The organism is Paenibacillus sp. FSL R5-0473 (assembly GCF_038004565.1).
Taxonomy (GTDB): Bacteria; Bacillota; Bacilli; order Paenibacillales; family Paenibacillaceae; genus Paenibacillus; species Paenibacillus amylolyticus.
Genome location: NZ_JBBORL010000001.1, coordinates 6,765,525 through 6,779,120, shown reverse-complemented (window position 1 = coordinate 6,779,120; position 13,596 = coordinate 6,765,525). Strand labels below are relative to the sequence as shown.

General features: G+C 45.9%; 15 protein-coding genes and 1 other annotated feature. All 15 genes read right to left on the bottom strand.

Annotated features, from left to right (window positions below; genetic code table 11):
- Positions 1–61: 61 nt before the first annotated feature.
- The 15 genes from rpoB to cysE all read right to left on the bottom strand — a co-directional run bounded on the left by rpoB (position 62) and on the right by cysE (position 13,105).
- Positions 62–3,607, bottom strand: a complete 3,546-nt coding sequence (gene rpoB / locus MKY28_RS29620; RefSeq protein WP_047841125.1) for a DNA-directed RNA polymerase subunit beta — start codon at positions 3,605–3,607, stop codon at positions 62–64.
- Between the two features lie 412 nt (positions 3,608–4,019).
- Complete coding sequence (locus tag MKY28_RS29615; protein ID WP_047841126.1) at positions 4,020–4,622, bottom strand: class I SAM-dependent methyltransferase; 603 nt, start codon at positions 4,620–4,622, stop codon at positions 4,020–4,022.
- 96 nt (positions 4,623–4,718) lie between these two features.
- Positions 4,719–5,078 (bottom strand): 50S ribosomal protein L7/L12, encoded by a 360-nt coding sequence (rplL, locus tag MKY28_RS29610; protein ID WP_017692065.1) that lies wholly within the window; start codon positions 5,076–5,078, stop codon positions 4,719–4,721.
- A 73-nt stretch (positions 5,079–5,151) separates the two neighbouring features.
- On the bottom strand, positions 5,152–5,655 hold the full coding sequence (gene rplJ, locus MKY28_RS29605) for a 50S ribosomal protein L10 (protein WP_047841127.1): 504 nt from the start codon (positions 5,653–5,655) through the stop codon (positions 5,152–5,154).
- Between the two features lie 24 nt (positions 5,656–5,679).
- Positions 5,680–5,826, bottom strand: a sequence feature (ribosomal protein L10 leader region).
- A 68-nt stretch (positions 5,827–5,894) separates the two neighbouring features.
- Entirely contained in the window at positions 5,895–6,587 is a 693-nt protein-coding gene (gene rplA, locus MKY28_RS29600; protein ID WP_017692063.1) for a 50S ribosomal protein L1, read from the bottom strand.
- 94 nt (positions 6,588–6,681) lie between these two features.
- Positions 6,682–7,107, bottom strand: a complete 426-nt coding sequence (gene rplK, locus MKY28_RS29595) for a 50S ribosomal protein L11 (protein WP_017692062.1) — start codon at positions 7,105–7,107, stop codon at positions 6,682–6,684.
- A gap of 68 nt (positions 7,108–7,175) precedes the next feature.
- A complete protein-coding gene (gene nusG / locus MKY28_RS29590; RefSeq protein WP_017692061.1) occupies positions 7,176–7,709 on the bottom strand; it encodes a transcription termination/antitermination protein NusG in 534 nt (177 codons plus the stop codon).
- Positions 7,710–7,730: 21 nt separating this feature from the next.
- Complete coding sequence (gene secE / locus MKY28_RS29585) at positions 7,731–7,922, bottom strand: preprotein translocase subunit SecE (protein ID WP_017692060.1); 192 nt, start codon at positions 7,920–7,922, stop codon at positions 7,731–7,733.
- Between the two features lie 17 nt (positions 7,923–7,939).
- Complete coding sequence (gene rpmG / locus MKY28_RS29580) at positions 7,940–8,089, bottom strand: 50S ribosomal protein L33 (protein ID WP_072735843.1); 150 nt, start codon at positions 8,087–8,089, stop codon at positions 7,940–7,942.
- A gap of 304 nt (positions 8,090–8,393) precedes the next feature.
- The gene (gene sigH, locus MKY28_RS29575; RefSeq protein WP_017692059.1) at positions 8,394–9,038 is read right to left on the bottom strand and encodes an RNA polymerase sporulation sigma factor SigH; all 645 of its coding nucleotides are present in this window, start codon (positions 9,036–9,038) and stop codon (positions 8,394–8,396) included.
- 171 nt (positions 9,039–9,209) lie between these two features.
- Complete coding sequence (locus MKY28_RS29570) at positions 9,210–9,731, bottom strand: NYN domain-containing protein (RefSeq protein WP_036607162.1); 522 nt, start codon at positions 9,729–9,731, stop codon at positions 9,210–9,212.
- Positions 9,732–9,736: 5 nt separating this feature from the next.
- A complete protein-coding gene (rlmB, locus tag MKY28_RS29565; protein ID WP_017692057.1) occupies positions 9,737–10,483 on the bottom strand; it encodes a 23S rRNA (guanosine(2251)-2'-O)-methyltransferase RlmB in 747 nt (248 codons plus the stop codon).
- A 43-nt stretch (positions 10,484–10,526) separates the two neighbouring features.
- Entirely contained in the window at positions 10,527–11,006 is a 480-nt protein-coding gene (locus tag MKY28_RS29560) for a Mini-ribonuclease 3 (RefSeq protein ID WP_307415964.1), read from the bottom strand.
- Complete coding sequence (gene cysS / locus MKY28_RS29555; RefSeq protein ID WP_340028284.1) at positions 11,003–12,403, bottom strand: cysteine--tRNA ligase; 1,401 nt, start codon at positions 12,401–12,403, stop codon at positions 11,003–11,005. The genes MKY28_RS29560 and cysS overlap by 4 nt, the downstream gene beginning before the upstream one ends.
- 42 nt (positions 12,404–12,445) lie before the next feature.
- Positions 12,446–13,105, bottom strand: a complete 660-nt coding sequence (gene cysE, locus MKY28_RS29550; RefSeq protein WP_221825254.1) for a serine O-acetyltransferase — start codon at positions 13,103–13,105, stop codon at positions 12,446–12,448.
- Between the last annotated feature and the right edge of the window lie 491 nt (positions 13,106–13,596).

Genomic DNA, 13,596 nt, shown 5'->3' with positions numbered 1-13,596 from the left:
CGAAGCCGGAGCAAGACGTGAGCCTGATGAAAAACGCCGGTCATCATGCGCTCGAAGCGGTTTATTCCGCTCCGACCTCTGTACCCTCAAGGTTGAGGCTGAGCTTATCGCTCGCAGCGTCATCTTCATCGTCCATTTCTCTCATTTCAATCTCTTGCTCATCTTCACTCAAAATCTTAACGTCCATACCCAAGCTTTGCAGCTCTTTGATCAATACTTTGAATGATTCAGGAACACCTGGTTCCGGAACATTCTCACCTTTGACAATGGATTCATACGTTTTAACCCGACCAACAACGTCATCGGATTTAACAGTCAAGATTTCTTGCAGTGTATAAGCAGCACCGTATGCCTCAAGCGCCCATACTTCCATCTCCCCGAAACGCTGTCCACCGAATTGAGCTTTACCACCCAATGGTTGTTGCGTAACAAGTGAGTAAGGACCTGTGGAACGGGCATGGATCTTATCATCAACCATGTGTGCCAATTTGATCATGTGCATGACACCTACGGTAACTTCACGTTCAAACTCTTCACCTGTACGACCATCATACAGGACAGTTTTACCATTACGTTGCATACCCGCTTCTTCCATCGTATCGAAGACGTCATACTCCTTCGCTCCGTCGAATACAGGAGTTGCTACGTGAATACCCAGTTGCATCGCCGCCATACCCAAGTGAACCTCAAGTACTTGACCGATATTCATCCGGGAAGGTACGCCCAGTGGGTTAAGAACGATCTGAACCGGTGTACCGTCTGGCAGGAAAGGCATATCTTCTTCCGGCAAGATGCGGGCCACGACCCCTTTGTTACCGTGACGTCCGGCCATTTTATCACCCTCGGAAATTTTCCGTTTTTGAGCGATATATACACGAACGAGTTGGTTGACACCTGGAGGCAGCTCATCACCGTTTTCACGGGTAAATACTTTCACGTCTACTACGATACCGTCAGTACCATGTGGTACACGCAAGGAAGTATCACGTACTTCACGTGCTTTCTCACCAAAGATAGCATGCAAGAGACGTTCTTCTGCTGTCAGCTCTGTTACACCCTTAGGTGTTACTTTACCAACCAGAATGTCGCCAGCACTGATCTCAGCACCGATGCGGATAATACCGCGCTCATCCAAGTTACGCAACGCTTCTTCCCCAACGTTAGGGATATCACGTGTGATCTCTTCAGGTCCGAGTTTGGTATCACGTGCTTCGGACTCATACTCCTCGATATGGATGGATGTATATACATCTTCCTTAACGAGTTTTTCACTGAGCAAGATCGCATCCTCGTAGTTGTAACCTTCCCAAGTCATGAAGGCAACAACAACGTTACGTCCCAGAGCCAACTCACCCATTTCCGTTGAAGGACCATCAGCGAGGATATCACCAGCTTTGACAGCGGCACCTCTTTTGACAATCGGACGTTGGTTAATGCATGTTCCTTGGTTCGAACGCATAAATTTGTGTAATTTATATTTAACGATATCGCCTTTAACTTCCTGACCGTCCACTTCTTCAACACGACGGACCCAAATCTCGTTCGCAGTAGATCGTTCAATAATTCCGTCATAATCGGAGACAATACATACACCGGAATCTTTCGCGGCTTTGTGTTCCATACCTGTTCCCACAAGTGGTGCTTTAGGAATCAAAAGTGGAACGGCCTGTCGCTGCATGTTCGATCCCATGAGCGCACGGTTGGAGTCATCGTTCTCAAGGAACGGAATAAGCGCTGTAGCGACGGATACAACTTGCTTAGGAGATACGTCCATGTAGTCAACGCGCTCACTCGGCATCGTAAGGATGTTATCCGACTGTTTGTTATAACGTACAATGATCGCTTCTTCTTCAAATGTACTATCTTCATTCAGCTTCGCATTCGCTTGAGCGATAACATAGTTGTCCTCTTCGTCCGCTGTCAGGTAATCAATTTGCTCGGTTACAATACCTGTCTTCGGATCAACCCAACGATATGGAGCTTCAATAAAGCCATATTCATTCACACGGGCGAACGTAGACAAGGAGTTGATCAAACCGATGTTTGGTCCCTCTGGCGTCTCGATTGGACACATACGGCCATAGTGGGATGGATGGACGTCACGCACTTCCATACCTGCGCGCTCACGTGTCAAACCACCGGGTCCGAGTGCGGACAAACGACGTTTATGTGTCAACTCACCCAGCGGGTTCGTTTGATCCATAAACTGTGACAACTGAGAGCTACCAAAGAACTCTTTAATGGATGCAATAACAGGACGTATGTTGATCAATGCCTGTGGTGTAATTACGTTAGCGTCCTGAATAGACATTCTCTCACGAACCACACGCTCCATACGGGAAAGACCGATACGGAACTGATTCTGCAGGAGTTCACCCACCGAACGCAAACGACGGTTACCCAGATGGTCAATATCATCCGTGCTACCAATTCCCTGCAGAAGGTTAAGGAAATAACTGATGGACGAAATGATATCCGCCGGCGTCACGTTTTTAACGGACTTGTCAATGATTCCATTGGCAATCAGTTTGACTACTTTACCATCTTCAGTTGGTGAGAACACATCAATCGTTTGCATAGGGATATCATTGGCATCCAAAACGCCGTTACCCACGTGATACGTGCGGAATCCAACGCTCTTCTCCAGATACGGCATGATTTCATCCAACAAACGACGATCAACCATTTGACCTGCTTCAGCAATGATCTCACCAGTCTCAGCGTCAACAAGTGACTCAGCCAAGCGCTGGTTGAACAAACGGTTTTTGATGTGCAGTTTTTTATTCATTTTGTAACGACCTACATTAGCCAGGTCATAACGTTTTGGATCAAAGAAACGTGCTACGAGCAAGCTTTTCGCATTATCCAGCGTTGGCGGCTCGCCCGGACGAAGACGCTCATAGATCTCAATGAGTGCTTTCTCCGTGGAATCCGTGTTGTCTTTGTCCAGTGTGTTGCGGATATATTCGTCATTACCGAGCAGATCCAGAATCTCAGCATCTGTGCCAAAACCAAGTGAACGCAGGAGAACCGTAACCGGTATTTTACGTGTACGGTCGATCCGGACGTAAACAACATCCTTCGCGTCCATCTCCAGTTCCAACCAAGCGCCGCGGTTAGGAATAACTGTAGCGGTATACGTTTTTTTGGCGTTTTTATCTACTTTGGTACTGAAGTAAACGCTAGGAGAGCGAACCAACTGGCTGACAATAACCCGTTCCGCACCATTAATAATAAATGTGCCCGTGTTGGTCATCAGCGGGAAATCTCCCATGAATACTTCCTGCTCTTTGACTTCGCCGGTTTCCTTATTAATGAGCCGGACTTTGACCCGAAGCGGTGCTGCATACGTAACGTCACGCTCTTTCGCGTCGTCTACTGTATACTTCGGTTCACCGAGACTGTAATCGATAAATTCCAAAATCAAGTTACCTGTAAAATCCTGGATCGGCGAGATATCCTGGAACATTTCGCGCAACCCTTCCTCCAAAAACCAATCATAGGATTTTTGTTGGATTTCAATCAGGTTCGGAACTTCGAGTATCTCGTTAATTCGTGCATAACTGCGCCGAGTGCGTCGACCATATTGAACAAGATGTCCTGCCAACTTAAACTCACCCCTCAATGTCTACTCACTTTAAAAATTTCGTTGCGAACCTCTGTTTGTAACCTTATAATGGTACACATACAGAGCAAAGCAATGCATCCACAAATAAAGAAAAGCCCTTACTCGAAATGTCGTTCGAAAAAAGAGCAACTTTGATCGGCGGATGTCTTTCCAAATCATTCTTATCCCCAGTTTGCCCAAAATGTACATATTATACGCCAAACGTAGGCATAATAAGCCCGTTCGGCGTAAAAAAAGGTTGACATTTTTAGTTAGCTAAAGCCAAGTAGGGCATCTTAATACTGACATTTTACAACTATACCACGACCTGAATTTCAAGTCAATAGTCCTATTGCAAAAAAAATGATCCCCTGCTTACTTTACAAACTCGGATTCAGCTTTTAGTAGATACCTATTCCGATTTCACCGCTTTGAAAATCCGATAGCCTTTATCCTTCGTCACTTCTTCCACTCTTCCAAACAAAGATTCCAATTTCGCTTTCGCTGACGGGGCTCCTTGTTTCTTCTGAATGACAATCCACAACGAACCGCCTACCTTCAGATGGCGATGTGCCTGTTCGAAAATAGTATGAACCGTCTCTTTCCCAGCCCGTATAGGCGGGTTGGTTAGGATAACGTCAAAATCTTGCTTTTTCACTTCAGCCAGTAGATTACTTTGCAATACCGTAACATTGTTAATTCCGTTCGCTTTTGCATTTTCCCTGGAAAGTTCAACGGCTCTCTCGTTGATATCGATCATGGTGACATGCCCATCCGGTACAAGTTTGGCTGCTGTAAGACCCATTGGCCCGTATCCACAGCCCACATCGAGAACATGAGCCCCTGATGGCAACTCTATCGCATCAATCAATACTCTGCTGCCATAATCGATTCCGTTTTTGGAAAACACACCGGCATCCGTCACGAATCGCAGACTGAATCCGCGAAGAACCGCTTCAGTTGCTCTGCGATCATGCGCCACTTGCGGTTTGTCCGAATAATAATGATTGGACATGCCCTCACTCACTTTCCATTTACAATTACAGCAACAAACCCCTTGATATAAGTCAAGGGGTTTGTTGTTTTGTTCATTTAGCTTGTAATAGCTAAATTATTTAACTTCAACTGAAGCGCCTGCTTCTTCAAGCTTAGCTTTAACCGCTTCTGCTTCTTCTTTAGCAACTTTTTCTTTCAATGCTTTTGGAGCGTTGTCAACCAATTCTTTTGCTTCTTTCAGGCCAAGACCTGTGATTTCGCGAACTGCTTTGATAACGTTGATTTTGGAAGCACCAGCGCTAGTCAAGATTACGTCGAACTCGGATTGCTCAGCTTCAGCAGAAGCTACTGCACCTGCAGCAGCTACTGGAGCTGCTGCAGTTACGCCGAATTCTTCTTCGATTGCTTTAACAAGATCGTTCAATTCCAGTACAGTCATGCCTTTGATTGCTTCCAAGATTTGCTCTTTACTCATGAGTGAACCTCCATATATAATATTATTTTTTTTAAATTCATTTGCCGCCTAAGCAGCATTCAGATCAAGTTGCTTACGCGCCTTGTTCTTCTTTTTCTGCAACTGCTTTAACCGCAAGCGCGAAGTTGCGCACTGGCGCTTGAAGCACGCTGAGGAGCATGGAGAGGAGTCCATCGCGGGATGGCAGTTCTGCCAATGCCTTAACTTCTTCTACTCCGATTACGCGACCTTCTACGACTGCACCTTTCAATTCCAGTGCATCGTTCTTTTTCGCGAAGTCGTTCAGAATTTTAGCTGGAGCCACAACGTCATCTACGCTGAATGCAATTGCAGTAGGACCTGTAAGAACATTTTCAAGTTCTGTCAGTTCTGCTGCTGCAGCTGCACGGCGAAGCAACGAGTTTTTCAGCACTTGGAATTCGATCCCTGCTTCACGAAGTTGCTTACGCAACTCAGTTACTTGGGCAACGTTCAATCCGCGATAATCAACAACAACAGTTGTAACGCTCTCGCGCAATTTTGCTGTTACTGCATCAACGGATTCTTGTTTTGCTTGAATCACTTTTGCGTTTGCCAATCTGTACACCTCCTGATCAAATTTATCCCATTAAGAAAAGCCTCCGTAGAATCACGAAGGCTTGATATATACTCATCATCGATTTGCATCGTTCTAAGTTCTATAATCACACCTCGGCAGGAAATTAAGCCAAATGGCACCTACTGTCTACGGCAAGCATATTCAAATGTCAACGGTCAGTCACTCGGACTCACAACTTTTATATCTTATCAAAAACAGGACAAGCCTGTCAAGAGATATTATCTAAAAGCTGCTGCGTTCACGCGTGCGCCAGGGCCCATCGTGGAAGAAAGACTAACATTCTTCAGATAAACACCTTTTGCTGCCGCTGGTTTAGCACGATTCAGAGCTTCCATGAGAGCTTTGAAGTTCTCATTAAGTTGCTCAGAAGAGAAAGAAGCTTTACCAATCGGTGCATGAATTTGACCTGCACGATCCAGACGATATTCGATTTTACCGGCTTTAATTTCTTGAACAGCCTTAGTTACATCGAAAGTTACCGTTCCGGCTTTAGGGTTAGGCATCAGACCTTTACCGCCGAGCAGTCGGCCCAATTTACCTACTTCACTCATCATATCTGGTGTCGCTACGCAGACGTCGAATTCGAACCAGCCTTGTTGGATTTTGTTGATCATGTCTGCATCACCAACATAGTCCGCGCCAGCCGCTTCCGCTTCTTTCGCTTTGTCACCTTTTGCAAATACCAATACGCGTTGTGTTTTACCTGTGCCGTGTGGCAAGACAACAACACCACGTACAGCCTGGTCTTGCTTACGAGGGTCTACACCCAAACGAACTGCTGCTTCGATTGTTTCATCGAATTTTGCAGTAGCTGCCTTTTTCACAAGCTCTACAGCTTCTGAAGGCTCGTAAGTTGCTTCGCTGTCAATCAGCTTAGCAGCTTCCAGGTATTTTTTACCGTGTTTAGCCATGTTTTATTCCTCCTTTGTGGTGTTAGCGGATATACCTCCCACATCAACCGGTCGCGAATCGACCGGTTTTACGAAGCCATGTTTCTTATGAAAATTAGTCTTCGATGGTGATACCCATGCTGCGGGCAGTACCTTCGACCATACGCATTGCGGACTCAACGTCTGCTGCATTCAGGTCAGGCATTTTTGTTTCTGCGATTTGACGTACCGCATCACGTTTAACAGTAGCAACTTTTTTCTTGTTCGGTTCGCCGGATCCTTTTTCAACTTTAGCTGCCACTTTCAACAAAACTGCTGCTGGTGGAGTTTTAGTGATGAAAGTAAAGGAACGGTCCTCGAATACAGAAATTTCAACTGGAATAATCAATCCCGCTTGATCAGCTGTACGAGCGTTGAATTCTTTACAGAATGCCATGATGTTGACACCTGCTTGACCCAAAGCTGGACCTACTGGTGGTGCTGGGTTTGCTTTACCTGCTGGAATCTGCAGTTTTACCATTTTAATAACTTTTTTCGCCATGATTGACACCTCCTTGCAAAATAGTGGTTAACGGGTTTTTCAACCCTCCCACAAGAAACTTGAAGAAACTAGATCTTCTCCACTTGTGTGTATTCCAACTCAAGCGGTGTTTCCCGTCCAAACATGTTCACGTGCACTTTCAACTTGCTTTTGTCTACCAAAATTTCTTCCACGGAGCCTACGAAATTCGCAAAAGGACCGACTTTAATACGTACGGATTCCTTAAGATCGAACTCAATTTTCGGCTTAGGTTCAACCATTCCCATGTGCTTCAGAATTTGTTCCACTTCTTCAGGCAACAATGCAGTTGGTTTGGACCCAGAACCTGTCGAACCGACAAATCCTGTAACCCCTGGTGTGTTGCGAACAACATACCAAGAATCATCCGTCTGTACCATTTCCACCAAGACATAACCGGGGTAAACTTTACGCATAACGGTTTTTTTCTTACCGTCCTTGTTTACCACTTCTTCTTCCATAGGAACAAGAACGCGGAATATCTTGTCTTCCATGCCCATAGACTCTACGCGTTTTTCCAAATTGGCTTTGACCTTGTTCTCATACCCTGAATAGGTATGAACGACGTACCATCTTTTTTCCATATCAAGCCACCGGAACCCTTCTTAAATAATCGCTTCGATCACAAAGGAGATGCCAATGTCAATGACCCAAAAAAACAGCGTCATAACCACAACAGTACCAAGTACGATCAATGTGTAGTTGGTCAGCTCTTTACGATTAGGCCAGCGAACTTTTTTAAGTTCAGCCCAGCTTTCTGAGAAAAAGGAAATCAGAGATTTGAAACTTCGTTTCACGCCGACACCTCCAAAAACTATCTGGTTTCGCGATGAGAAGTCTGCTCGTTACAAAACTTGCAAAATTTCTTCATCTCCATGCGGTCGGGGTGATTACGCTTGTTTTTTGTCGTAGTGTAATTTCTTTGTTTGCAGTTAGTACAAGCCAAAGTAATAATTACCCGCATGATGTACACCTCCCGAAGACTTCCACATTCAAGCAGAGTCTCTAAATTGATCCTGAAAAAAAGCCATAAATTTAGGCCTACCTAAAACACTTTATCACAAGGGTATAACCATGTCAATGAAAGAATAGTCTTTCATTCATTGGGTATTACTTCCGTACAACGTACATTCGTTTCTCATCTCTGTTTTTCTCTTCTCCTGCTTGGACCGAGCGATTACTAGTATAAACATTCTTAGATTTTATAAACTTGAGACACTAAAAAAAGACTCAAACACCGAGCCTTTTCCGTCAACGACAACATGTGTTTAATTATCTCGAACTTCCAGGTACTTTTCAAGTTTGCGCTTGACGCGCTGAAGTGCATTATCAATGGACTTCACATGTCTGTCCAAATCTACTGCAATCTCTTGATAAGATCTCCCGTCCAGATACAACATCAATACTTTACGTTCCAGATCACTCAGAATCTCGGACATTTTATCTTCCAGGCCCACAAACTCTTCCTGATTGATGATAAGTTCTTCCGGATCACTGACCTGGGTTCCACAAATCACATCGAGTAACGTACGATCAGACTCTTCGTCATAAATAGGCTTGTCCAGAGATACATAAGAATTAAGCGGAATATGCTTCTGACGTGTTGCTGTCTTAATCGCCGTGATGATCTGTCTTGTAATACACAGTTCGGCAAAAGCCTTGAACGAAGCCAGCTTGTCCCCTTTGAAATCTCGAATGGATTTGTAGAGGCCAATCATTCCTTCTTGAATAATATCTTCCCGGTCTGCCCCAATCAGAAAATAAGATCTTGCCTTGGCGCGTACAAAGTTACGATATTTGTTAATTAGAAACTCTAACGCTTCGCTTTCGCCTTCACGGAAAGCTTCGACAATGTCTTCGTCACTTTGGTAATCATACTTAGATAACATGATATCTTTGAGGTCGACACTCACAGACAATCCCTCCGGCTGCAACGCAAGGTACCCCGTTACTCTACTCTATGAAATATAGGATCAGTATATATGATGGTACCTCACACCGTCAACCACGCTCTGCCTAAAAAAGAACATCAATAACATAAATGTCAAGAGTTTCAATATTCTAAATTTTGTAAAAACGTGCTGTTATTCCCGGCGCCATCGCTCAAACTCTTTTAATACATCGGGACTTAACTTACCCCCGAGTGTGTTACGCGTGGTCTTCGCCTGATCTTCTTCCAGTCGTTTTTTTAATTCTTTTTCGTTCTGCTCAACTTCAATTAGCAACTCCCTTGCAGATACGCGTAGCGCTCCCTGTCCAAAAATGACATGTTGCTCTACCATATCGCTCGTAGCCACATAGATTTGGCGTCTTCGCATGCTTAGTTCCCGAACGAGTCTTTCAATGCATTCGTCTGCCGTCTCTTTTTCCTTTGTAAAATAGATCTGCACTTTGCTCTGAGTAAAGGATTTACCGAGTCCAGGCACGAGGTAGGCGTCAAACACAACAATGACTCGACGGCCGGAGAAAGCCTGGTAGTCTGCAAGACGAAAGAGAAGCCTGTTACGTGCCTCTTCGAGCCCACTTTCCGCCAGTTTGGTTAATTCCGGCCAGTCGCCAATCATGTTGTACCCGTCTACAAGAAGCACATCACGGGAATCAGCCATACCTTCTATTCCTGCGCTTGACGCGAGCGGAGCACTTCGTACATGACAACCCCCGCTGCCACGGAAGCATTCAGGGAATTAATCTGACCTTGCATTGGTAATTTGATAAGCACATCGCATTTCTCACGAATAAGTCGTCCCATCCCCTTGTTCTCATTTCCGATTACCAATGCCACAGGGCCAGTAAAGACTCCATTACCAAAGACACCTTCGTGAGCGGTGACATCTGTCCCTACAACCCATACACCTTCCTCTTTGAGGCGATCGATGGTCTGTCCAAGATTACTTACCCGAGCCACTGGCACGTACTCCACAGCGCCTGCTGATGTTTTGGATACTGTCACGGTTACCGCTGCCGAGCGACGTTTGGGTACAATGACGCCATGCGCACCCGTGCAATCTGCTGTCCGCAAAATGGACCCCAGGTTATGAGGATCTTCAATCTCATCCAGCAGAATCAGGAAAGGATGCTCATTCTTCGCTTTTGCTGCGGCAAGAATGTCTTCTACCTCCACATAAGCGTAAGGTGCTGCTTGAGCAACTACCCCCTGATGCTGAATGCCTGGTACCGTTTGATCCAGCTTACGCTTGTCCACGTGTTGAATGACAATACCTAGTTTTTTAGCTTCCGAGATAATAGGTTGAGTCAGATGTTTCTGTGCTGTATCGGCAATCCATATTTTATTAATGGTCCGGCCTGAACGCAGCGCCTCCGTCACGGAGTGTTTACCGGCGATCCATTCTTCTTCCATCGTTGTTCGATCCTCTCTGTAATGCATTGTTTTGTTGAAATTTCTATTTTTTTGTCGGCGATGGCGATTGTTGTTCCGCGTGCTCAATGCCAAGCCCGATCAGTTCAATCATGCGATCATGATGACCACTGCTATAGAGGTAACCAATGAGACATTCAAAAGCCGTAGCATGTCTGTACTCCAATACATCTGCATTTTTGGGTACACTACCCGATTTGGCATTCCGCCCTTGCCGGACGATATCCCGTTCTTCCTCTGACAGTTCATCCTCAATCGTTGTAAGTATGCGGCTCTGTGCCTTCGCTGATACCAACCCGGTTGCACTACGGTGCAAATGATTGGGACGCATGTTGGCCTTCGACAACAGATATTGACGAACAGCTACCTCATATACCGCATCACCAATATAGGCCAGTGCAATAGGTGGAATCAACCTCGCAGGTCTGGAAGGAGGATAAGGGAACCACCCTCCCTCTGTGACCTGCTCCTGTTGTTTTGGTGTATTTGGATGTCCTTCGCTCATTTGCGCCGCCATCTCATGCCCTGCGCCGTATCTTCAAGCAGAATGCCACGTGCAGACAATTCATCGCGAATTTCATCCGCTCTTGCCCAGTTTTTGGACTTGCGCGCTTCTACACGCTCTTCAATCAGACGTTCTACTTCCTCATCCAGAAGTTCTGGCTCTGCGTCAGTATAGATGCGCAGCACAGCATTCAATTCACTGAACAACTCGAGGAGCGCGCGAATGTCTGCCGCATTAACTACTTCTTGCTGCAACAGTTGGTTGGCTTCACCTGCCCACTCAAACATCGCAGTGATCGCATCAGGAGTATTGAAATCATCCTGCATCTTTTCGTGATACTGCTGACGAATTTGGTCGAGTCTTGCCGCAAACTCTACTGTGATATCCTGATCTACAGTCACCGCATTCAGACGATGATTCAGGTTACCTACCGCATTTGCAATCCGGTCCACACTGTTCTGTGCCTGCTCCATCGTATCATCCGTAAAGTTTAATGGGTTGCGATAGTGGGTAGACAACATGAAATAACGAATCGCTTCGCGTTTATATTGATTCCGCAAGTCTTTAACCAGAACACCATTACCGAGTGATTTCGACATCTTCTCGTTATCAATCCGGATGAATCCATTATGCATCCAGTAGTTCGCAAGTGGTTTACCTGTTAATACCTCGGATTGGGCGCATTCGCACTCATGGTGCGGGAACTGCAAATCCTGTCCACCCCCGTGAATGTCCAGTGTATCCCCAAGGTACTCCCTAGCCATGGCGGAGCACTCAATATGCCAGCCTGGTCGACCATCGCCCCAAGGACTGGACCAATAGATCTCACCTGGTTTGGCAGCCTTCCAGAGCACAAAATCTTCGGGATGCTCTTTGCGCTCGTCCACACCCACACGGATTCCAAATTGCAGCTCCTGCAGGTTTTGTTTTGAAAGTTTGCCATATTCGCTGAATTTGCCTGTACGATAATAGACGTCACCGCCATTTTCATACGCAAATCCTTTTTCAACCAACTCACGGATAAAGTCAATGATCAGCGGCATGTTTTCCGTTACTCTCGGATTGCTGCTTGCCTTGGGAATACCCAATCCCTCAATGTCTTCATAATAGGCAGCAATAAATTTCTCAGCCACGTGAGGAACGTCTGTTCCAAGTTGTTCTGCTTTGCGAATCAACTTATCGTCCACATCCGTGAAGTTCACCACATAGTTCACATCATGTCCTGTCTGTTCCAGGTATCCTCGAACCGTGTCGAAAAAGATAACCGGGCGTGCATTCCCGATATGAATGTAGTCATATACCGTTGGTCCGCAGACATACATTTTCACTTTCCCTGGCTCTTGGGGAACAAATTTCTCTTTGGTACGACTCATCGTATTATAAATCTGAAGCGTCATGGTCACTTATCCTTTCATCCTATACTGCCTTTATTTATTGTATCACGTATCACGCACAGTCTCATTTTCACGGGCATTCTGCAGTGTACGTACTTCTTTCTGCAATCGTTCGAGTTCTTTTTGCATACTGCGCAAGGAGTCAACGACCGGATCGGGCAATTGCTGACTGAGGCGATCTACCCGTCGGCCATCCTGTTTAACAATTCTGCCCGGTATACCTACCACGGTACTATTGGAAGGGACCTCCTTAAGCACAACGGAGTTCGCACCAATGTTACATTGATCCCCCACGCTAAATGAACCCAGCACCTTGGCTCCGGATGAGATAACCACATTATTACCAATGGTCGGATGTCTCTTTCCTTTTTCTTTCCCTGTTCCGCCCAAGGTAACCCCCTGATAGATAACAACATCATCGCCAATCTCACATGTTTCTCCAATAACGACGCCCATTCCATGGTCAATAAACAACCGATTTCCGATCGTAGCTCCAGGATGTATCTCGATTCCTGTCATAAAACGGCTAACCTGCGAAATGAACCGGGCAACCGAGAACCATCTTCGCTTGTATAAAAAATGAGCCATCCGGTGTGCCCATATCGCATGCAGCCCTGAGTAGGTAAATACCACCTCAAACCAACCTCGGGCCGCCGGATCGTTTTCAAACACCGCCTGGATATCTGATCTGATCTTCTTGAACATGCTCGTTCCCCTCTTGTTCAGGTTCCCGTCCTCCGGCTTACCGGACGGCGCGTTCCTTGGTAGTGTACTGCACACTCGCCTAAACAAAAAAACGCCCCTGCAGCATTTAGCTGCAGAGGCGTTTATCGCGGTCCCACTCTGCTCGGTCCATTCTTAAATAGAATGAGCCCTCAAGCGGTTTGGTAACGGAAACCAATCGTCACAACCTATCCTAACGTTTTCCCATGTCATGATCGACAAAGGCGGGGCCGGATTCGGCTGTGCAGCTCACGGGCGCATTTCGACTGATGGACAGTGGATGGTTCACAGCCACCGCATCCAAAGAAATCTCTCTTTGCTACGGGACCATCCTCTCTGAATCTGTACGGGTCAGTCTACTCCTCCCGATCTTTGCTGTTCTATTAGATAAATCATATCAATTATTCGTTGTGTTGTTATTATAGCGAAAAGGCCTCAGACTGACAACAGCCTCCTACGTAATCTATCCATCG